Raw genomic sequence first — 20863 nt, 5'->3', positions numbered from 1 at the left:
GGGCCCGCGGGCGTAGCGTGGGCCCATGTACCGAGCCATCGTCGTCGAGCGGCACTCCGACTCCGACACCGAGACCCCCAACCGAGCCCGCCTCCTCGAGCGCGACGACCCCGACCGCTCGCACGGCGACGTGTCGATCGCCGTCGAGTACTCGAGCGTCAACTACAAGGACGCCCTCGCGCTGGCGGGGCGGCCCGGCATCGTGCGCCGCACCCCGCTCGTCGCCGGCATCGACCTGGTCGGCACCGTGGAGTACGCGGACGGCGAGGCGGGCGAGCGCTTCGACTCCGGCGACCGGGTGGTGCTCAACGGCGCCGGCCTCGGCGAGCGCCACGACGGCGGGCTCGCCGAGCGGGCGCGTGTCGACTCCGCGTCGCTGCTCCGGCTGCCCGGCGCCATCTCGGCGGCACGGGCCGGAGCGATCGGCACCGCGGGCTTCACGGCGATGCTGGCCGTGCTGGCGCTCGAGCGGCACGGCGTGCGACCGGGCAGCGGTCCCGTCCTGGTGACGGGGGCCTCGGGAGGCGTGGGGTCGCTCGCCGTCGCGCTCCTGGCGCGCCTCGGCCACGAGGTCGTCGCCTCGACCGGCCGGCTCGGCGAGCACGGCGCTCTGCTCCAGCGCTTGGGCGCCTCCGACGTCATCGACCGCGCCGAGCTGCAGGAGGGCGGGAAGCCGCTGCAGTCCGAGCGCTGGGCGGGAGCGGTGGACTCCGCCGGCTCGCACACGCTCGCGAACGCCCTCGCGCAGACGCGGTGGGGCGGCACCGTGGCGGCGTGCGGTCTCGCGCAGGGCCCGGACCTGCCGGTGAGCGTGATGCCGTTCATCCTGCGCGGAGTGACGCTGGCCGGCATCAACTCGGTGGAGGCGCCGCGCAAGCTCCGCGAGGAGGCCTGGCGCCGCCTCGCCCACGACCTCGACCTGGAGCTGCTCGACGAGCTGACGACGACGGTGCCGCTCGGCGGGGCGGTCGACGCGGCCGAGGACGTGCTCGCCGGCCGCTCGCACGGTCGGACGCTGGTGGACGTCCGCGCCTGAGGGCACGGCGTCGGCGGAGGGCGTCCGCCCGCCTCGAGCGTGGAGGAGTGGGCGCCTCGGCCGGCGCTGCGGGGCTGCTGCTCGTGCGGCGGTGCGCTACTCCGCGGCCTCGGTGGCGCCGCTCGGCTCGGCCGACGCGTGACCGACGGAGGAGTCGGGGCGCGCGGCGCGGGGTTTCGCCGGCGTGCGGGGCTTCGGCGCGGGCTTCGCGGCCGGCCCCGGCTTCGCGGGGGCGGGCTCGGCGGACTCGGATCCGGCGGGCTTCGGCTCGGCGGGCTTCGATCCCGCGGACTTCGGCTCGGCGGGCTTCGATCCCGCGGACTTCGGCTCGGCGGGCTTCGGCTCCGCGGGCTTCGGCTCGGCGGGCTTCGGCTCCGCGGGCTTCACCGGGGCTGCGGACCCGATCGGCTCGGAGCCGATGACGTACACGGGCGCGGATCCCCCGGACCCGGCCGGCGTGCTCGCGGCGGTCCGAGCACTCGTCTTCGGAGCGGCCTTCGGAGTGGCCTTCGGGCTCTTCGGAGCGGCCCCCGCTGCTGACTCCGTCGGAGCCGCGACGTCCTCCGCGGCGCCGTCCGCCTCCGGAGCCGCGGTCGCCGCTGCCGCCGCGCTCCCGCCGCTCGCAGCCTCCCGGCCCTCGACCACCGTCGCCGGACCCGCCGCCTCCGCGGCCACGGCCGCGGCCTCCGCCGCCTTCGCCTTCTTCTTCGCGCGCTTCTCCGCGGCGGCCGCCTGGGCCCGCTCCGCCTGCTCGGCGACCTCGGGGACGATCACGAGGTCGTCGGTCTCGATCACGGGGATCGCCGCGGTCGTCGTCCCCAGCTGGAGGGCCGCGATCAGCTCGGGAGCGTGCTTGGTGCTCACGATCAGGCGGGAGTAGTCCTCGTCGACCAGGTCGATCACGACGGCCGAGGCGGTGCGCTTGATCAGCAGGAAGTCCTTGCCGCCGTGGAACTTCCACGTGCCGGCCGCGAGCGTGAGCGGCACCGCGGTGCCCGGCGCGCGGATGCCCCGGACCCAGATCCAGGGGTCCTCGGTGACCGTCGCCGAGCGGATGCTCGACCGGTCGACGACGACGTCGCTGCGGTGGAACGCGAGCAGTCGCTCGGCCGCGGTGAGGCGGAGTTCGAGGCGGTCGGGGAGCACGGTCACGACGGGCATGCCTCTAGTCTGCCCCGCCGCCCGCCGCCGGGTCAGCGCCGGATCGCACAACGATGCCCCGCCGCCCGCGTGGGTGGCAGCATGGTCGGATGCCGATGGATCCGGACGAGGCGCGCCTCCTCGACGCGCTGCTGGCCGAGCGGCAGGCCGAGACGCGCGACGAGGCGGCCCGGCTCGAGGCCTCGCTGGCCGAGCTCCTGCGCGACCGTGCCGACGGCACCGCCGATGACGAGCACGACCCGGAGGGCACGCCGCTCTCGGCCGAGTGGTCGCGGATGGCCGGAGTCCGCGACGCTCTCGCCCGCACGGCGCGCGAGCTCGACGCCGCTCGCGCCCGCCTCGGCACCGGCGGCTACGGGGACTGCGCCTCGTGCGGCCGCCCGATCGGGGCCGCCCGCCTCGCCGCCCGGCCCACGGCCGAGCTCTGCATCGACTGCGCCCGTCTGGCGGAGTCGCGCATCCGCTGACGCCCCGCGAGGCGAGCCTGCGGCGCGCCCTCCGCCTGAAGGCCCCCACAGATCCCGGCGTGCGGAAACCCGGTTTCTCCTGCGAGCATTCACATCCGGTCGCGTCCCTCGAACAGGTCTGACGGACCACCCCCTCCCCCCCTGCTCGAAAGGCACTCCTGCGATGACCGAGACGTCGACCGCCCGATCGACCGGCGCCCCTCCCGCCCCCGACAAGCGCGCCTGGCGCTCGCTGATCGTCCTGCTCGCGGGCATGTTCATCGCCCTGCTCGACACGACCATCGTGAACGTGGCGCTGCCCACCATCCGCACCACGCTCGACGCCTCCGAGTCGACGCTCTCCTGGATCATCTCCGGCTACGCCCTCGCGTTCGGCCTCGCCCTGATCCCCGCCGGCCGCCTCGGCGACCGCTTCGGGCACAAGTGGGTCTTCGTCAGCGGCATCGCCCTCTTCACCGTCGCCAGCTTCGCGTGCGGACTGGCCGCGGACGACACCCAGCTCGTCGTCGCCCGCATCGTGCAGGGCCTGGCGGGCGGCGTCTTCGTCCCGGCGGTCAACGCCTACATCCAGCTCCTCTTCCGCGGTCCCTCGCGCGGCAAGGCCTTCGCGGTGATGGGCGCGGTCCTCGGCGTCTCGTCGGCGCTCGGCCCGATCATCGGCGGCCTGATCATCCAGGCCTTCGGCGACGAGAACGGCTGGCGCCTGGTCTTCTGGGTGAACCTGCCCATCGGCGTCGCGACCCTGATCGCCGCTGCGGTCCTCCTCCCCGCCCGTCGCGACCTCGAGGCCGGCGACCGCGCCCCGAGCGGAGGCGTCGACTGGCTCGGCCTCGTGCTCGTCTCCGGCGGCCTGGTCGCCCTGCTCGTCCCGCTCATCCAGGGCGAGGACGAGGGCTGGCCGCTGTGGACCTTCCTCTCGATCGCCGGCGGAGTCCTGCTCCTCGCCGCGTTCGGCGCCTGGGAGGTCCTCCACGTCCGCCGCGGCCGCGCTCCCCTGGTGCCGCCGTCGCTGTTCCGCCACCCGGCCTTCACCGGAGGCGTGATCCTCGCGCTGGTCTACTTCGCGGCCTTCACGAGCATCTTCTTCACCATCTCGCTGCTCTGGCAGTCGGGCCTCGGCCACACCGCGCTCGAGTCGGGACTGGTGTCGATCCCCTTCGCGATCGGCAGCATCATCAGCTCCTCGCAGAGCAACCGGATGACCGCGCGCCTGGGGCGCAACGTCCTGGTGATGGGCAGCGGGCTCCTCGCCATCGGGCTCGGCTGGGTCTGGCTGGTGCTGCTGACCGCGACCCCGGACTCGATCAGCAACTGGCAGCTCCTGCCGCCGCTGCTGATCGCGGGCCTCGGCAACGGCTTCTTCATCGCCCCGAACGTGCAGTTCATCGTCTCGACCGTCGACCCGCAGGACGCGGGCGCGGCGAGCGGCGTGATCTCGGCGATCCAGCGCATCGGCTCGGCCGTGGGCATCGCGGTCATCGGCAGCGTGCTGTTCGGGAGCCTCGTCATCACGGGTCCGGACACGGTCGCCTCGGGCTTCCTCGACGCCGCGGCTCCCGCGATGCTCCTCAGCACCCTGATGGCGGTCGCCGCCTTCGCGCTGGTGTTCGTGCTGCCGAAGTCGGTCTCGCGCCGGGGCTGAGGGCCCCTGTCCGGTCGCCGCACGCCGGCGGCCGGGCGCGCGGGACGTACGCCGCCCGGAGCTCCGGCGCGGCGGGCCCCCCGCCTGATCCGCGGGCGGCCCGGGAGCCTACGCCCGAGCGGCCGCCGCGGCCTTCGCCGCCGCCGGCAGCGCGTCCACGATGCGCCCGATCGCCGCGTCGTCGTGCGCGGCCGAGACGAACCAGGCCTCGTACACCGACGGCGGCAGCGAGACGCCCGCATCGAGCATCGCGTGGAAGAACGCCGGGTAGCGGAACGACTCCTGCGCCTGGACCTCGGCGTAGTCGCGCACCGGCCGGCCCAGGTCCGTGAACATGAAGCTGAAGAGGCTCCCGGCCGTCTGCACCGTGTGCGCGACGCCCTCGGCCGTCAGCGCCGCCGACACCTCGCGCTGGAGCGTCAGCGCCGTGGCGTCCAGCGAGGCGTAGACCGCGTCGTCGGCCAGCTGCAGCGTCCGGATGCCCGCGGCCACCGCGACCGGGTTCCCGGAGAGGGTGCCCGCCTGGTACACCGGCCCGAGCGGTGCCAGGTGGTCCATGACGTCCGCACGGCCGCCGAGAGCCGCGACCGGCATCCCTCCGCCGATGACCTTGCCGAAGGTGTAGAGGTCGGCCCGGTACGGAGCCTCGGCGCCGCGGTTCTCGAGCCCCCACCAGCCGCCGGCGCTCACCCGGAAGCCGGTCAGCACCTCGTCCATGATCAGCAGCGATCCGTTCGCGTGCACGAGGTCGGCGAGGGCCGCGTTGAAGCCCGGGTCCGGAGCGACCACGCCCATGTTGGCGGCCGCGGCCTCGGTGATGACCGCCGCGATGTCGGCGCCACGCTCGGCCAGGACCGCGCGCACCGCCTCGAGGTCGTTGTACGGCAGCACGATCGTCTGGGCCGCGGTCGCGGCCGTGACGCCGGCGGAGGCGGGCAGCGAGAGGGTCGCGAGACCGGAGCCGGCATCGGCGAGCAGCCCGTCGGAGTGGCCGTGGTAGTGGCCGGAGAACTTGATCAGCAGGTCGCGGCCGGTGACGCCGCGGGCGAGGCGGATCGCCGTCATCGTCGCCTCGGTGCCGGTGGAGACCAGGCGGAGCTTCTCGATCGGCGAGACTCCCCCGGCCGTGATCCGCGCCTCGACCAGCTCGGCGAGATCCGTCTCGGCGGGAGTGGACGCACCGAACGAGAGACCGCGGGCGGCCGCCTCCTGCACGGCTGCGACGACCTCGGGGTGCGCGTGCCCGAGGACGGCAGGGCCCCAGGAGCAGACGAGGTCGACGTACTCGCGCCCGTCCGCGTCCGTGATGTACGGGCCGGCGGCCGAGACCATGAAGCGCGGGGTCCCGCCGACCGAGCGGAACGCTCTGACGGGCGAGTTGACGCCTCCGGGGATCGCGTGCCGGGCACGCTCGTACAGGGTGTCGTTCGCCGAGGTGGTCACCCCTCCAGGGTACGCGCGCCGCCCGGCGCCCTCGCGCCGGAGGAGCGCTTTCGGACGAGACGCCGAGGCTCGCTCCCAGGAGGAGGAGCGGCTACTTCAGCAGGTCGCGGGCGATCTCGACGGCCCAGTACGTGAGAACCGCGTCGGCCCCCGCGCGGAGGATCCCCGTGACCGACTCCAGGATCGCCGGCTCGCGCGAGATCCAGCCGTTCGCGGCGGCGGCCTCGATCATCGCGTACTCCCCCGACACCTGGTACGCCCAGACCGGCACGTCCGAGACGGAGGCGACGTCCGAGAGCACGTCGAGGTAGCTCATGGCCGGCTTCACCATCACCACGTCGGCGCCCTCGGCGAGGTCGAGGGTCGCCTCGCGCAGGCCCTCGCGGCGGTTCGCCGGGTCCTGCTGGTAGGTGCGGCGATCGCCCTCGAGCGTGGACTGCACGGCCTCGCGGAACGGACCGTAGAAGCTGGAGGCGTACTTCGCCGAGTACGCGAGGATCGCGGTGTCCAGGTGCCCGGCGCCGTCGAGAGCGGCGCGGATCGCTCCGACCTGGCCGTCCATCATCCCCGAGAGCCCGAGCAGGTGGGAGCCGGCCTCGGCCTGGGCGAGCGCCATCTCCTCGTAGCGGAGGAGCGTGGCGTCGTTGTCGACGCGCCCGCGGTCGTCGAGGACACCGCAGTGGCCGTGGTCGGTGAACTCGTCCAGGCACAGGTCGGTCTGCACGACCAGCGCGTCGCCGACCTCCTCCACGACGACCCGCGTCCCGGCGTTGAGCACGCCGTCGGGGTCGGTCGCACCGGAGCCGACCGCGTCGCGCGTGGTCGGCACGCCGAACAGCATCACACCGCCGATCCCCGCCTCGGCCGCCTCCGTCACCGCTCCGCGGACGCTGTCCAGCGAGTGGTGCATCACCCCCGGCATCGACCCGATCGGCCGGGCCTCGGTGATCCCCTCGGCCACGAAGAGGGGCAGGATCAGCTGCGCCGGGTGGATGCGCGTCTCCTGGACGAGACGGCGGAGTGCGGGGGTCGTGCGGAGGCGGCGCGGGCGGATGGCAGTCATGTCCTCCAGCGTAATCCCGCCCCGCCGAGCACCTCCCGGGAGCGCGGACGCCTCACCCCGTGGAGGTGCTCCGGACGCACGACGTCAGCCGAGAGGCGGGTCCCTGGCCTGCGGGGCGAGGCCCGCCCCTCCCGGCCGACGTCGCGCCGGGGAGGCGGCTCAGCGGGGAGCGCGCTCCGTGGCGACGGCGGCGACCGCGTCGATGAGGGAGGAGGCCGAGCGCTCGTCGGCGACGACGTCGACGCGCAGGCCGAAGGCGCGGGCGTCCTTCGCGGTCTGCGGCCCGATCGCGGCGACGAGGATCGACTCGGGCACCGGGCCGAGCTGCTTCTGGACCTGCTCCGCCACGCTGCCCGAGGTGACGAGGATCGCGTGCACGGCTCCGCCGGCGACATCCGCCACGACGCGCTCCTCCACCGGGACGCCGACCGTGCGGTAGGCGACCACGGAGCGCACGTCGTGCCCGATGCGGGTGAGGCCCTCGGTGAGCAGCGGCTTGGCGATCTCGGACCGCAGCGTCAGCACGCGCAGGGGGTGTCGGCCGCCGGTGGCCTCCTCCCACTCGGCCAGGAGGCCGCGGGCGGAGTTGTCCTCGGAGGGGACGAGGTCGACGGAGTACCCGGCGGCGACGAGCGCGGCCGCCGTGGTCTCGCCGACCGCCGCCACCTTGGTGCTCGCGGGCACGGTGGTGCGCAGGAGGGAGAGGACATCGACCGTGGTGGCGCTCGTGACGGTCATCCAGTCGAAGGCGCCGGCCTCGAGGTCGGCGAGGGCCTGCTCGAGCGCGGGGAAGTCGTCGGTCGGCGCGAAGTTGATCATCGGAGCGACGACGGGCGAGGCTCCCTTGGCTCGGAGAGCGGCTGCGACACCGTCCCCCCACGGGCCTCCGCGGGGGACGAGGATGCGCCACCCCTGCAACGGCTTCTCCCACTGGGAGTAGGCGGCGGGGACGATCACGAAGGGGCTCCCAGGGGTGCGAGTTCGGCGGCACCCGCACCGAGAAGCGCGTCAGCGAGCAGAGAGCCGCAACGGAACGCGGCTTCGACGACGGGCAGTTCGCGACCACCATACTGCGGATCCGCCCGGTGTCGACCACCGCCGACCGAACCGTTATCGACCGGCTCCGCGACCTCCCGTGCGAGGGACGCCGTGCCGTCGACGGCGAAGACCACGCCGTGCAGGACCACGCGGTCCTCCTCGACGACCGCGGAGGCTCCGATCGGAGCGGCGCACCCGGCCTCGAGGGAGGCGAGGAGCGACCGCTCGGCCGTGATCGACGCGCGGGTCGGCACGTGCTCGACCGCCGCGAGAGCGGCACGCAGCTCCTCCGACGGCTCCTCGTCGCGCACCTCGATGGCCAGCGCTCCCTGACCGGGGGCGTGCGGGGAGACGTCGAAGCCGAGCACCTCGGTGATCGCGTCGACCCGGCCGAGGCGGCGCAGGCCGGACAGGGCGAGCACGATCGCGTCCAGCGGCGAGTCGCTGCCGGGCAGCACCCTCCGGAGCCGGGTGTCGATGTTGCCGCGGATGTCCACGATCTCGAGGTCCGGACGGGCGGCCAGCAGCGCCGCGCGCCGGCGGGGCGAGCCCGTGCCCACGCGGGCTCCGACCGGCAGGGTCGCCAGGGTGAGCCCGTCGCGGGCGCAGAGCGCGTCGCGCGGGTCCTCCCGCTCGGGGACCGCTCCGAGCAGCAGGCCCTCCACCGCAGCGGTGGGCAGGTCCTTCAGCGAGTGCACGATCGCATCGCAGCGCCCGGCGAGCAGCGCGTCGCGCAGGGCGCTGACGAACACGCCGGTGCCGCCGAGGGAGGCGAGCGAGCCGCGCATGCGGTCGCCGTCCGACTCGATGCGCACCAGCTCCACGGGGACCCCCGCGGCGGCCGACATCAGATCGGCCGTCATCCGGGACTGCGCCACCGCGAGCGCGCTCGCGCGGGTGCCGACTCTGATGCTCACGACAGACGACTCCTCATCACGGTGCGACTCCCGCCAGGGCGGGCTTGAACCCCGCTCGCACGTTCTCGCAGCAGCCGGGGCGGCAGACGTCGTACCAGGGGCCGAGCGCCGTCATCGAGGGCCGGTCCTCGGTCGGCACGCCGTTGACGCGCTCGAGGACCAGGTCGATCAGGCCGGAGACGTAGACCGGGTCCGTGCCGGGGGTCGCGACGCGGAGCGCGACGAGTCCGTGCTCCTCCGAGGTCTCGAGGGCCTCGTTGTCGAGGTCCCACATGACCTCCATGTGGTCGGACACGAAGCCGAGCGGGACGATCAGCAGCGCGCGGCGGCCGCGGGCCGGCAGCTCCGCGATGGCGTCGTTGATGTCCGGCTCGAGCCAGGGCTGGGTGGGCGGGCCGGAGCGCGACTGGTAGACCAGCTGCCAGGGCACGTCCTCGTCCGTGGCGGCGGCCATGACGACCTCGGCGACGGCGAGGTGCTGCGCCTCGTAGGCGCCGCCCGGTCCGAACTCGTGCACGTCGACGACGGTGCCGTCGTCGTGGCGCTCGTGGGGTCCGCTGCGCTCGGCGTCGGCCATGGGGATCGAGTGCGTCGAGAACAGCACCTCCACCTCGGACGTGACATCGAGGTCGGGCATCCGCTCGCGCAGCTCGTCGAGCCCGTTGTGGACGGCCTTGATGAACGGCATCACGAAGCCGGGGTGGTCGAAGAACTGGCGCACCTTGTCGATCCGCAGCTCGCCCTCGAGGCCGGTCGCGTCGAGCGCCGCCGCGTAGTCCTCGCGGTACTGCCTGCAGGACGAGAAGGAGGAGTACGCGCTGGTGGCGATGGCGAGCAGGTTGGTGAACCCGCGCTCCTTCGCCTCGGCGACGGCCTCGCTCATGTAGGGCGCCCAGTTGCGGTTGCCCCAGAGCACGGGGAGGTCGATGCCGCGGTTCGCGAGCTCGGCCTCGAGCGCCTTCTTCAGCGCACGGTTCTGCGCGTTGATCGGGCTGACGCCGCCGAAGTGGCGGTAGTGGTGGGCGACCTCCTCGAGGCGCTCCTCCGGGATGCCGCGGCCGCGGGTGACGTTGCGGAGGAACGGGATGACGTCGTCCTGACCCTCGGGCCCGCCGAAGCCGGCGAGGAGGATCGCGTCGTAGGCCACGGGGACCTCGACGTGCTCGGGGCCGGACGCCGCCGCAGGGGTGGCCCCGCGGACGAGGATCGGCTCGCTGGTCGTGTCGCTCATCGGAGCACCTCGGCGATCTGGTCGGCGTCGATGCGCCGTCCTGTGTAGAAGGGGACTTCCTCGCGCACGTGGCGGCGGGCCTCGGTGGCGCGCAGGTCGCGCATGAGGTCGACGAGGTTGACGAGCTCCTCGTCCTCGAGCGCGAGGATCCACTCGTAGTCGCCGAGCGAGAACGAGGCGACCGTGTTGGTCAGGACGGAGCGGAACCGCGAGCCCTGGCGCCCGTGCTGGGCGAGCATCGCCCGGCGCTCCTCCTCGGGGAGGATGTACCACTCGTAGGAGCGGACGAAGGGGTAGACCGTGAGCCAGCGGGCCGGCGCCTTCCCGCGCATGTAGGCGGGGAGGTGGTTCGAGCTGAACTCGGCGTCGCGGTGCACGCCCATCGCGTTCCACGTCGGCAGGAGGCCGACCAGCAGCTCCGTGCGCCGCAGCTCGCGGTAGGCCCGCTGCAGCTCCTCGGGCGCCGGGCCCGTGAGCCACAGCATGATGTCGGCGTCCGCGCGCAGGGCCGAGACGTCGTAGGTGCCGCGGACGGTCACGCCCTCGCTCTCGAGCTGGGCGACGAGGTGCTCGTACTGCTTCACCGCGGGATCCACGGCGTCGCTGGAGAGGGTGAACGGACGTGCGGGATCCCTGCGGAGAACCGCCCAGAGCGTGTATCCCAGGGCCTGATCGGAGTGATCCTGATCGGCGGGGGGCTGCGGCGCCGGAGCGGCGGCGCTCGTGTCGGGGGCGGACTGAACGGGACCCGCCGTGCCGGCGGTCTGATCGGTCATTGATCCATCATCCCTCCGCTCGTGCCGATGCACAAAAGCGGCGGGGGCTCTGGCGCCGGAGGGCCCGGGACGCTAGCGCCCCGGGCCCGCCGGCACTCAGTCCTCGATGATCTGCTTCGCGACGCCCCAGACGACGAGGCCCACGGCGGCGGCGGCGCCGACCGCTCCGGCGATCAGCGCGGAGGGGTTCTGGCGGCGCACCACCTGGAGCTTGCGCTCGATCGTCCGCTGGGCGGTACGCACCTTGCGCGGCACGTTGACCTTGTATTCGATCGCGTCGAGGGTCGCGGCGAGCTCGGAGCGAGCGCGCTCGATGTCGGCCTTCAGCTGGCCGGGCTTCAGCTCCGCCGGGTCGACGAAGCGGGGCGTGGTGCTGCTGACGGATCGCTCAGTTGTCATAGCTGCCCACTCCCTTGAACGCCTGGACGTCCTTCTTGATGCTGTCGATCGAGTCCTGCGGCACCGGCGGCACGGCCTTCTTGATGGTGCGCACGCCGACGAGGGCGAGGATCACGGCCACCAGGAGGAAGAAGACCGTCACGATCAGCGCCGACAGCCAGGCCGGAAGCCAGGAGGCGATGCCGATGATCGCGAAGGCGACCAGCGTCGCCCACGCGGTCAGGAGGAGGAAGGCCGCGACCGCGAACAGGCCGACGGCCAGACCCGCGCTCTTCGCCTTGCCCGCCAGCTCGTTCTTCAGCGAGGCGACCTCGGCCTTGACGAGCTCGATCACGAGGCCGGGCAGGTCGCTGACCAGCTCTCCCAGTGATCGGGCGTTCTTGGGATTGCGTTCGTTCACCACGGGAGCTCCTCGAGGGTGGGACGTGCCGGCCGGCGCGCGCCTGGCACGGCCGGAGGGATGAGCACTAGGCCCTGCTGGTGGAGGTGGACGTCGTCGACCCGCCGGAGCCGGCCGACGCCGCGGCCTCGTCGACCTTCGAGGCCGCCTTGCGGGCGGCGGCCGACGCCTCCGCGTCGCTCGCTCCCTGGGCCTTCCTGCCGCCGGACACGGCCTTGACGACCACCGAGCGCACGACCTCGTACGCCTTCTCCGAGACGCTGCTCAGCTGGGTCTTCGCGGCACCGCCGACGGCGCCCGCGACGTCCTGCACCGGCTGGGTCCGCCAGAAGCGGCCTGCCGCCGAGGCGATCTGCTCGTACCGCTTGCGGCCGGCACGTGCTCCCAGCACGTACCCGGCTGCGGCTCCTGCCACGAAAAGAATCTTGCCCTTCACGCCTACTCCTCGTCCTGGGTCGCTCTCGCGATCGTCCACGCGGTCGGTGACCACTCGTGCCGGGGCACGCCGCACGCTCGCGCGGATGCCTGGGCCTAAGAGTAGCCGTCGGCGTCGCGGGCGTCGCTCGGCAGCCCGACTCCTTGACGCACCAGTCGGCGCCGGATAAGGGCGGCCGTCTCGGCGGCGTGCGGGAGCACCGAGGCGAGGCCCGTGCCCGCGATCCAGGTGCCGGTCACGGCGACTCCCTCGATCGGGAGGAGCGCCTCGCGGAACGCCTCCAGGTGCGCGCGGCGGCCCAGCGCCGCGGCGGGCCGGACGTTGGCCCAGCGCACCCGGGCGGAGTCGACGAGCGACGCCGGATCGAGGGCGAGTCCGAGCAGCGTCGAGGCGTCGAGCAGGGCGATCGCGGCCGCCTCGGCATCGGTGCGCCCCTCGAGCGGCGGGCGCTCGCCCGGGCGCCCGTAGGAGAGGCGCAGCACGTGGCGGCCGGGAGGGAGGGAGGCGGCCAGCCAGTCCCACTTCGCGGTCGCGTGCGTGATCGCCTTGGCCGTGACGTCGGTGGCGGTGGGCGCCACGAGCACACCGGAGCCGCGGGGGGCTGCGTCCAGGCGGGCGTCGTCGAGGACCAGGGTCACCAGCTCGACGGAGTCGTGGGGCGCCTCGTCGGCGCGCTCCGCGACGGCGGGAGCGAGGCCGGCGAGCAGCGCCCGGGCGTCGCGCTCCGGCGTCGAGACGATCACCGCTCGGGCGCTCAGAGCGCCGTCGGCGAGGGTCAGGACGAAGTCCCCGTCGGAGCCCTCGAGCCTCTGCACGGAGGTGCAGGTGCGGATCTCGCCGGAGAGGTAGTCGATCCGCTGGACCAGCGCGGCGACCAGGCGGTGCATCCCGCCCTCGATCCCGCGGACCGCGACTCCGGCCGGGAGGTTCGCGCGGAGGGCGGCCACTGCCCGGGCGAGGGAGCCCGCGCGGGTGAGCGCGCCGTTCAGTCCGGGTGCGGCCAGGTCGACGTCGATGTCGTCCGGCCGGCTCGAGTACACGCCCGAGACGACCGGCGCGACCAGGTCCTCGAGCACGCGCTCGCCCATCCGGGTGCGCACCAGCTCGGCGAGGGAGTGGGCGCGGCCGATGCGCAGCACGGGCATCAGGGTGTCGAGCCAGGCGCGCCAGGCACCGCGGCGGCCGATCGCCCGCACGACGTCGGGGGCGAGCGGCGTGCCGGGGATGCCGAGGATGCCGGCCCGGGGCGACGGCACGGAGCGGCCGTTCGAGAGGTGCAGCCACGAGCCGTGCGTCCGCGGCTCGACGATCGACTCGGCGAGCGGGACGCCGTCGAGGGTCAGCGCGGCGAGCGCCCGCTCGACGTGGCCGCCGCGGGTGGCGAAGCTCTCGGCGCCCGCATCGAGCGCGGCTCCGGCCAGCGCGAGCGGAGAGACGGAGCCGCCGACCCGCTCCCCCGCCTCGAGCACCACGACGCGCAGGCCGATGCGCAGGCACTCCGCGGCGGCGGCGAGCCCCGCCACTCCGCCGCCGACGACCGCGACGTCGTACGACGCCGCGTCGCGGGGGCGCTCCTCGCTCACGGCCGCCAGGCGTGCACGAACGCGACGAGGCGCGTGAGCACGTCGGGGTCGGTCTCGGGCGGCACGCCGTGGCCGAGGTTGAGCACGTGCGCGGGGGCGCTCAGGCCCCGGCGGAGCACGTCGTCGACGTGGGACTCGAGGACCTCCCACGGCGCGGTCAGCAGCGCCGGGTCGACGTTGCCCTGCACCGGCACGAAGCCGCCGAGGCGGTGGTTGGCCTCGTCGAGCGGGATCCGGTAGTCGACGCCGACCACGTCGGCGCCGATGCCGTGCATCGCTCCGAGCAGCTCGCCGGTGCCGACGCCGAAGTGCACGATCGGGACGTTGCGGCGCGTCTCCCCGTGGTCGAACGCCAGGTCGCGCACGTGGACGAGGGCGCGCGCGGAGGCGGGAGCGACGTGGGTCGTGTAGTCCGAGAGCGAGAGCGCCCCGGCCCAGGAGTCGAAGAGCTGCGCGGCGCTGGCCCCGGCGAGCACCTGCGCGCGGAGGAAGCGGCCGGTGACCTCGGCGGTCCACTCCATCAGCTGGGCCCAGGCGGCGGGGTCGGCGTGCATCATCGTCCGCGCGCGCAGGTGGTCCTTGGACGGGCCGCCCTCCACCAGGTAGGCGGCCAGGGTGAAGGGAGCGCCGGCGAAGCCGATGAGCGGGGTGTCGCCGAGGCCCGCGACGGTGCGGCGCACGCCCTCGCGGATGGGCTCGAGCGTCTCGTCGAGGACGGACGGGTCGATCGAGGCGAGCTCGGCGACGTCGGCGGCCGTGCGCACCGGCTTCTCGAGCACCGGACCGCGCCCGGGGACGATGTCGACGCCGACGCCCGCGAGCCGCAGCGGGATCACGATGTCGCTGAAGAAGATGGCCGCGTCCACTCCGTGGCGCCGCACCGGCTGCAGGGTGATCTCGCTCGCCAGCGCCGGGTCGAGGCAGGCGTCGAGCATCTTCGTGTCGGTGCGCAGGGCCCGGTACTCCGGGAGGCTGCGGCCGGCCTGGCGCATGAACCAGACGGGCGTCCTCTCGCCCCGCTCGGAGCGGTAGGCGCGCAGGAGCAGCGAGTCGGCCGTGCGGCCGGCGGAGAGGGGGTGCAGCGGATCGAGCAGGCCGTCGGTGGGGGAGGTCACCGCGGCATTATTCCAGGCGCATCCGTGCATTCCTCCCCAGTCCGGGACCCCGCCCCGCAGAGCGCGGGTAGACTGACGTGGTGCTTCTGTGTCTGACGGCGTCGCACAAGAACGCCAGCTTCGATCTCCTCGAGAAGCTCTCCGTCGACTCCTCCGCCGTGACCGCGGCCCTCTCCGAGGGGATCGACTTCGTCTCCGGAGCCGTCGTCGTCGCGACCTGCAACCGCTTCGAGGCCTACCTCGACATCGAGGAGCCGCTGACCGCCGCGCAGGCCGTCGCCGTCGAGGCCGCCACCGCCGCCGTCAGCGCCGCGACCGGCGTCGAGCAGGACGAGCTGCGCGGGAGCGTCGACGTCGTCTCGGGCGACCGGGTGGCCGAGCACCTCTTCGCCGTCTCCAGCGGGCTCGAGTCCGTCGTGGTCGGCGAGGGCGAGATCGCGGGCCAGGTCCGACGGTCCCTCGAGGAGGCGCGCCGCCTCGGCACCACCTCCTCCGAGCTCGAGCGGCTGTTCCAGCGCGCCTCGCAGACCTCGCGCGGCATCAAGAACCGCACCGGCCTCGGCAGCGCCGGCCGCTCGATCGTGCGCCTCGCGCTCGACCTCGCCGCGAGCCGCGTCACCGACTGGCGGGCCGCCCGCGTCCTCCTCGTCGGCACCGGCAGCTACGCGCGGGCGACCGTCGCGGCCCTGCGCGACCGCGGAGTGGTGGACATCGCCGTGCACTCCCCCTCCGGCCGCGCCGAGGGCTTCGCCGCCCGCCGCTCGCTCCGGCCCATCGCCGCCGCCGATCTCGCGCTCGAGGCGGTCTCGGCCGACATCGTCATCACCTGCACCACGACCCAGGAGCCGGTGCTCGACGCCGCCCTGCTCGCCGCCGGGCGCCTCCAGGGCTTCTCCCGCGAGCGCCAGCTCGTGATCGACCTGGGCCTGCCGCGCAACGTCGCCTCCGACGTCACCTCGGTCGCCGGCGTCGAGCTCCTCGACCTCGAGACGATCAGCCTGCACGCGCCTCTCGATGTGCTCGACGCGTCGCAGCAGGCGCGCGCGCTCGTCGACAAGGCGGCCCGGAAGTTCTCGGACGTCGCCGACGAGAAGAGCCTCACTCCGGCCGTCGTCGCCCTGCGCGCCCACGTGTTCGACGCGCTCGACGCCGAGATCGAGCGGGCCCGCTCGCGCGGCGACGAGGACGGCCGCACCGAGCAGGCGCTCCGCCACCTCGCCGGCGTGCTGCTGCACACCCCGAGCGTCCGCGCCCGCGACTACGCGCGCGCCGGAGCGCAGGAGGCGTACCTCACCGGGCTCGAGGCGCTCTTCGGCATCGAGGTCCCGGCCGAGCCCGCCGCCGCGCGCCCCGACTCTGACGCCGCCACCGCGTGAGCCTCCGGCTCCCCTTCGACGCGGAGCCGCTGCGCTCCGCGCCGCTGCTCACCGAGCGCCTGCTCCTGCGTCCCCTCGGACCGGAGGACGCCGAGGACCACGCGCGCTACCAGGGCGACGCCGACGCCGTCCGGTTCCTCCGCTGGCCGGTGCGCACCCCCGAGGAGTCGCGGGCGCACCTGCAGCGCCGCCTCCCCTCGACACGGCTCGCCGCTGACGGCGACGTGGCCGTGCTGGCGATCGTCCCCCGGGAGGGCGTCCTCGCCGGGCGGATGATCGGCGACCTCACGCTCATCGCGACGTCCGTCGAGCAGGAGGCGGTCGAGATCGGCTGGGTTCTGCACCCGGAGGCGCAGGGGCGCGGCTACGCGACCGAGGCCGCCCGGGCGCTGCTCGACCTCGCGTTCGACACCCTCGGCGCCCACCGCGTGATCGCGCAGCTCGACGCTCGGAACACCGCCTCCGCCCGCCTCTGCGAGCGCCTCGGGATGCGCCTCGAGGCGCACCACCGGGAGGACGAGTTCTGCAAGGGCGAGTGGACCTCGACCCTCGTCTTCGCCCTGCTCGCCCGCGAGCGCTGACCGCAGGGCCGGCTGGTCCGCGCCCTCCGGGACGCCGCCGGCCCGTCCGGTCGGCGGCGTCCCGGGAGGAGCGTCAGGCCCCGCGGAGCCCGGTGAAGAGGTACGACTCGAGCTGCTCGAGCGGGATGCGCTCCTGCTTCATCGTGTCGCGGTCGCGGACGGTCACGGCGTCGTCCTCGAGCGAGTCGAAGTCGACGGTCACGCAGTACGGGGTGCCGATCTCGTCCTGGCGGCGGTAGCGGCGGCCGATCGCTCCGGAGTCGTCGAAGTCGACGTTCCAGAGCTGGCGCAGCTGGTCGGCGACGCGGCGCGCGAGCGGCGAGAGGGCCTCGTTGCGCGAGAGCGGCAGCACGGCCACCTTCACCGGCGCCAGGCGCGGGTCGAGGTGCAGCACGGTCCGCGTCTCGACCTTGCCCTTGGCGTTCGGCGGCAGCTCCTGCTCCTCGTAGGCGTCGACGAGGAACGCCATGAGCGCGCGGGTGAGGCCGAACGACGGCTCGATCACGAACGGCACGTAGCGCTCGTTCTTGTTCTGGTCGAAGAACGAGAGGTCCTTGCCCGAGTGCTCGATGTGCGTCTTGAGGTCGTAGTCGGTGCGGTTCGCGACTCCCATCAGCTCGCCCCACTCGCCCGAGGCGAAGCTGAAGCGGTACTCGATGTCGACGGTGCGCTTGGAGTAGTGGGAGAGCTTGTCCTTCGGGTGCTCGTACTGCCGGATGTTCTCGGGGTTCATCCCGAGCCCGACGAACCAGTCCCAGGCGAGCTGCATCCAGGTCTCCTGCCACGCCTCGTCCGTGCCGGGCTCGACGAAGAACTCGAGCTCCATCTGCTCGAACTCGCGGGTGCGGAAGATGAAGTTGCCGGGGGTGATCTCGTTGCGGAACGCCTTGCCGATCTGGCCGATGCCGAAGGGCGGCTTGCGACGGGCGCTCTGCAGCACGTTCGCGAAGTTGGTGAAGATGCCCTGGGCGGTCTCGGGACGCAGGTAGTGCAGACCCGACTCGTCGTCGACGACGCCGAGGTAGGTCTTCATCAGGCCCGAGAACTGCTTGATCTCGGTCCACTGGCCGACCTTGTCGGGGTGCTCCGGGTCCGGGATGTCGGCGAGGCCGTTCACGGGCGGGTGGCCGTTGACCTCCTCGTACTTCTCGAAGAGGTGGTCGGCGCGGTAGCGCTTGTGGGTGATCAGCGACTCGGTCAGCGGGTCCGAGAAGACGCCGACGTGTCCCGAGGCGTGCCAGATCGCCGTGGGCAGGATGACCGCGGAGTCCAGGCCGACGACGTCGCCCCGGCCCTGCACGAAGGTCTTCCACCACTGGCGCTTGATGTTCTCCTTGAACTCCACGCCGAGCGGCCCGTAGTCCCACGCGGAGCGGGTGCCCCCGTAGATCTCACCCGAGGGGAAGACGAATCCCCTGTGCTGCGCGAGGGTGATGACTTTGTCGAGGGTGGTGGGTTCTGCCACGGGTTGCTCCTCAGCTGTTCGGGCGCACGGGGCCCCGGCGCGCGCCGGCTGCGCGCGTCCTTCTGGTGTGCCCCCATGGTAGCCGCGGGGGCGCCGCGACGGTCCGCCCGCGGCGGGCATGATGAGCGGATGAGCACCCTCCCGCCGATCGTCGTGTCCGCCGTCGCCGTCCTCCGCGACCGGCGCGTCCTGATGGTCACGGCGCGGGGCCGCGACGTCCTCTACCTCCCCGGCGGCAAGGTCGACGAGGGCGAGAGCGGGATCGAGGCGGCGGCCCGCGAGGCCCGCGAGGAGCTCGGCGCCGTCGCGCTCGGCCTCGAGCCCCTGTTCACCGTCCGCACCCAGGCGCACGGCGAGCCGGAGGGGCGGGAGGTCCACATGAGCGTCTTCGCCGCCGAGCTCGACCGGGAGGCGCGCCCGAGCGGCGAGATCGACTCGCTGCACTGGGTCGACGGCTCCGATGCGGGCCGCTGCCCGCCCGCCGGGGTCGAGACCCTCCGGCTGCTGCGCGGTCTCGATCTCGTCGACTGACCCTCCGGCGCCGGGCCGACCGCGGGGCGGCTAGCCTCGTGGCGTGGAGACGAGACGGCGTGCACGGGACCGGTCGAGCGCGGAGGAGCCGGACCGGCTCGAGCCGGTCCGGCTGGAGGCGGCCGTGCCGATCCTGCGGATCTTCTCGGTCGCCAAGGCGGGCGAGTTCTACGTCGACTACCTCGGCTTCGAGGTGGACTGGGAGCACCGCGCCGCGCTCGACGCCCCCCTCTACCTGCAGGTGTCGCGCTCGGGGCTCCGCCTGCACCTCAGCGAGCACCACCGCGACGGCAGTCCCGGCGCCGCGGTGCACGTCGCCCTCCGCGGAGTCCGCGAGCTGCACGCCGAGCTCGACGCGAAGGCGTACCCCTACCTCAACCCGCGGATCACCCGCACGCCGTTCGGCTTCGCGCTCGACGTGATCGATCCGTTCGGCAACCAGCTGCGCTTCGCGGAGCCGGCCCCGGTGCCGCGCCTGCCCTGATCGGTGCGCGTGCGGGTGCTTGTACAACCTGAGCGCCGACTGATCAACCGTTCACCGGCCGTCCATGCACTTCGGAGTCCCATCCTTTAGCGTGGCTCCGATGGCTTCACGGGGGACGATCGAGCGGCCGGACACGGCCCGGGCAACGGGACGGCAGCGCCGACCGCGGCTCCGCTTCATGGAGGCCGCACCGCTGGCGACGGGCCTGCTGGGCTCGATCGCGATCCTCCTCGGCTCGCTCGGCGTGGGCTACCTGCCCGCCGGCTCGCCCATCCGCGACTGGCCTCTCGTCGCCTCGATCCGCGCCACGGGCTGGCTCACCGAGTCCAGCGGCGCCCTCGTCGTGGGCGGCGGGATGCTGCTGCTGATCGCGTGGCTCCGCCTGCGCACGGTCGCGCTCGCGGCGGGCCCCGGCTCCGTCCGCACCATCGTGGTGGCGGCCCTCGCCTGGACCGCTCCGCTCCTCGTGACGGTGCCGCTGTTCAGCCACGACATGTTCTCCTACGTGGCGCAGGGTCGCCTGATGACCCAGGGCATCGACCCCTACACCCACGGCGTCGCGACGCTCCCCGGCTGGTTCGACCTCGGCGTCGACCCGCTCTGGGCCGACACGCCCACGCCCTACGGACCCCTCTACCTCCTGATCGAGCGCACCGCGGTGCAGTTCGCGGGCTACGGCGCACCCGAGCTCTCGATCGCGATGCTCCGCGCCGTGTCGGTCGCCGGCGTGGCCGTCATGGCCGTCTACGCGCTCCGCCTGGCGCGCCTGCGCGGCCTCTCGGTCCCGCTCACCGCCTGGACGATCGTCGCCAACCCGCTGACCCTCGTGCTCTTCGTCGTCGCCGGCCACAACGACTCCGTGATGCTGGCGCTCATCCTCGCGTCGCTCTACTACGCCCAGACCGACCGGCGCATCGCCGCCGTCGTGCTGATGGCCGGAGCGATCGCGATCAAGCCGATCGCCGTGATCGCGCTCCCCGTGCTCGCGCTGCTGTGGCTGCGCCACGACGCGACGTGGCGCGAGCGCGCCCGCGGCTGGCTCTGGACGGGCGCCGGAGCGCTCGGCCTCGTGGTCGCCGTCGGGCTGCTCGCGGGCGTCGGGGTCGGCTGGGTCGGGGCGATGGTCGTGCCCGGCTCGATCCTGCACTGGTACGCGCCGATGTCGTTCGTCACGGTCTCGGTCTCCCGCGCCGTCGAGTTCACCGGTCACGACCCCGCCGCGGCGATCGCCGTGGTCAAGATCCTCGCGCTCGGGCTCGCCGGCCTGATCGCTGCGCGCCTCATGCTGTCGCGGCGCTCCATCGATCCGCTCGCCCGCCTGTCCGGTGCGCTGCTCGCGTTCGTGACGGCGTCGACCGCCATCCACCCCTGGTACGCCCTCTGGATCCTGCCGATCGCCGCGCTCGCGCGCCCGTGGAGCCGCTCCCACGTGCACCTGGCGGTCTACGCGTCGATCTTCCTCATGTGCGTCACGCTCGCCGAGCCGATCGACGGCGGAGGCGGCACGATGGACCAGATCCCGGCGCGGGTCGCGACGATCGCCGCGATCGCCGTGGTCGGGATGTACGTCCTCCTCGGCTACACGGACGAGGAGCGGGTCGAGGGTCTGCCCCTCGTGCGCGCGCTGCCGTTCGGCTCCGTGATCCTCGCCCGCCTCAGCGGCGGCCGCCTGGTCGACGCTCGGATGGCCGCCACGCGCCTGCGCGACTAGCCGGAGCC

Annotated in this window: 21 protein-coding genes; 8 read left to right on the top strand and 13 right to left on the bottom strand. The window is 73.7% G+C overall.

Annotated elements, in window-relative coordinates; all coding sequences use genetic code 11:
- Positions 1-25: 25 nt before the first annotated feature.
- Positions 26-1036, top strand: a complete 1011-nt coding sequence (locus C5C29_RS09835) for an MDR family oxidoreductase (RefSeq protein ID WP_104222871.1) — start codon at positions 26-28, stop codon at positions 1034-1036.
- Positions 1037-1132: 96 nt separating this feature from the next.
- Here the strand turns inward: C5C29_RS09835 and C5C29_RS17490 are convergent, their stop codons facing one another.
- A complete protein-coding gene (locus tag C5C29_RS17490) occupies positions 1133-2197 on the bottom strand; it encodes a hypothetical protein (protein ID WP_258062204.1) in 1065 nt (354 codons plus the stop codon).
- 89 nt (positions 2198-2286) lie between these two features.
- On the opposite strand from C5C29_RS17490, the gene C5C29_RS09825 reads away from it, so the two are divergent.
- The gene (locus tag C5C29_RS09825) at positions 2287-2664 is read left to right on the top strand and encodes a TraR/DksA family transcriptional regulator (protein ID WP_258060010.1); all 378 of its coding nucleotides are present in this window, start codon (positions 2287-2289) and stop codon (positions 2662-2664) included.
- Between the two features lie 163 nt (positions 2665-2827).
- Positions 2828-4306 carry an MFS transporter gene (locus C5C29_RS09820; protein ID WP_104222873.1) on the top strand — a complete coding sequence of 493 codons (1479 nt, stop codon included), beginning with the start codon at positions 2828-2830 and terminating at the stop codon, positions 4304-4306.
- 108 nt (positions 4307-4414) lie between these two features.
- Here C5C29_RS09820 and hemL read toward each other — a convergent pair whose 3' ends face one another.
- From hemL to hemE, 11 genes are all read right to left on the bottom strand, one after another.
- On the bottom strand, positions 4415-5749 hold the full coding sequence (gene hemL / locus C5C29_RS09815) for a glutamate-1-semialdehyde 2,1-aminomutase (protein ID WP_104222874.1): 1335 nt from the start codon (positions 5747-5749) through the stop codon (positions 4415-4417).
- A 91-nt stretch (positions 5750-5840) separates the two neighbouring features.
- Positions 5841-6812: a porphobilinogen synthase gene (gene hemB / locus C5C29_RS09810; RefSeq protein WP_104222875.1), complete on the bottom strand. Its 972-nt coding sequence runs from the start codon at positions 6810-6812 to the stop codon at positions 5841-5843.
- Positions 6813-6971: 159 nt separating this feature from the next.
- The gene (locus tag C5C29_RS09805) at positions 6972-7766 is read right to left on the bottom strand and encodes a uroporphyrinogen-III synthase (RefSeq protein WP_104222950.1); all 795 of its coding nucleotides are present in this window, start codon (positions 7764-7766) and stop codon (positions 6972-6974) included.
- Entirely contained in the window at positions 7766-8767 is a 1002-nt protein-coding gene (gene hemC, locus C5C29_RS09800; RefSeq protein ID WP_104222876.1) for a hydroxymethylbilane synthase, read from the bottom strand. Before hemC ends, C5C29_RS09805 begins: the two co-directional genes overlap by 1 nt.
- Before the next feature lie 16 nt (positions 8768-8783).
- Entirely contained in the window at positions 8784-9998 is a 1215-nt protein-coding gene (locus tag C5C29_RS09795; RefSeq protein ID WP_104222877.1) for a ferrochelatase, read from the bottom strand.
- Positions 9995-10774, bottom strand: a complete 780-nt coding sequence (gene hemQ, locus C5C29_RS09790; protein ID WP_104222878.1) for a hydrogen peroxide-dependent heme synthase — start codon at positions 10772-10774, stop codon at positions 9995-9997. Before hemQ ends, C5C29_RS09795 begins: the two co-directional genes overlap by 4 nt.
- A 96-nt stretch (positions 10775-10870) precedes the next feature.
- Positions 10871-11173: a DUF3618 domain-containing protein gene (locus C5C29_RS09785; protein ID WP_104222879.1), complete on the bottom strand. Its 303-nt coding sequence runs from the start codon at positions 11171-11173 to the stop codon at positions 10871-10873.
- Entirely contained in the window at positions 11163-11573 is a 411-nt protein-coding gene (locus C5C29_RS09780) for a phage holin family protein (RefSeq protein ID WP_244229489.1), read from the bottom strand. The genes C5C29_RS09785 and C5C29_RS09780 overlap by 11 nt, the downstream gene beginning before the upstream one ends.
- Positions 11574-11640: 67 nt before the next feature.
- Positions 11641-12009, bottom strand: coding sequence for a hypothetical protein (locus C5C29_RS17485; protein WP_181136553.1), 369 nt, complete (start codon positions 12007-12009; stop codon positions 11641-11643).
- 95 nt (positions 12010-12104) lie between these two features.
- On the bottom strand, positions 12105-13592 hold the full coding sequence (locus tag C5C29_RS09770; protein ID WP_258062205.1) for an NAD(P)/FAD-dependent oxidoreductase: 1488 nt from the start codon (positions 13590-13592) through the stop codon (positions 12105-12107).
- On the bottom strand, positions 13589-14737 hold the full coding sequence (gene hemE / locus C5C29_RS09765; protein ID WP_104222882.1) for a uroporphyrinogen decarboxylase: 1149 nt from the start codon (positions 14735-14737) through the stop codon (positions 13589-13591). Before hemE ends, C5C29_RS09770 begins: the two co-directional genes overlap by 4 nt.
- A 50-nt stretch (positions 14738-14787) precedes the next feature.
- On the opposite strand from hemE, the gene C5C29_RS09760 reads away from it, so the two are divergent.
- Together C5C29_RS09760 and C5C29_RS09755 are read left to right on the top strand one after the other, a co-directional pair.
- Positions 14788-16083: a glutamyl-tRNA reductase gene (locus C5C29_RS09760; protein ID WP_104222952.1), complete on the top strand. Its 1296-nt coding sequence runs from the start codon at positions 14788-14790 to the stop codon at positions 16081-16083.
- Positions 16080-16664, top strand: coding sequence for a GNAT family N-acetyltransferase (locus C5C29_RS09755; RefSeq protein ID WP_258059379.1), 585 nt, complete (start codon positions 16080-16082; stop codon positions 16662-16664). The genes C5C29_RS09760 and C5C29_RS09755 overlap by 4 nt, the downstream gene beginning before the upstream one ends.
- Positions 16665-16737: 73 nt before the next feature.
- Here C5C29_RS09755 and C5C29_RS09750 read toward each other — a convergent pair whose 3' ends face one another.
- Positions 16738-18129 (bottom strand): glycine--tRNA ligase, encoded by a 1392-nt coding sequence (locus C5C29_RS09750; RefSeq protein WP_104222883.1) that lies wholly within the window; start codon positions 18127-18129, stop codon positions 16738-16740.
- Between the two features lie 129 nt (positions 18130-18258).
- Here C5C29_RS09750 and C5C29_RS09745 point away from each other — a divergent pair, with 129 nt between their 5' ends.
- The 3 genes from C5C29_RS09745 (at position 18259) to mptB (ending at position 20855) form a co-directional block, all read left to right on the top strand.
- On the top strand, positions 18259-18660 hold the full coding sequence (locus C5C29_RS09745; protein ID WP_104222884.1) for an NUDIX domain-containing protein: 402 nt from the start codon (positions 18259-18261) through the stop codon (positions 18658-18660).
- Positions 18661-18703: 43 nt separating this feature from the next.
- Complete coding sequence (locus C5C29_RS09740) at positions 18704-19144, top strand: glyoxalase superfamily protein (protein ID WP_208543318.1); 441 nt, start codon at positions 18704-18706, stop codon at positions 19142-19144.
- A 100-nt stretch (positions 19145-19244) separates the two neighbouring features.
- Positions 19245-20855: a polyprenol phosphomannose-dependent alpha 1,6 mannosyltransferase MptB gene (gene mptB, locus C5C29_RS09735; RefSeq protein WP_146082225.1), complete on the top strand. Its 1611-nt coding sequence runs from the start codon at positions 19245-19247 to the stop codon at positions 20853-20855.
- The last annotated feature ends 8 nt before the right edge of the window (positions 20856-20863 follow it).

This window comes from Rathayibacter sp. AY1H2 (assembly GCF_002931985.1).
Lineage (GTDB): Bacteria > Actinomycetota > Actinomycetes > Actinomycetales > Microbacteriaceae > Rathayibacter.
Note: the sequence above shows the minus strand (reverse complement) of the source record. Positions and strands in the feature narration are given on the sequence as shown.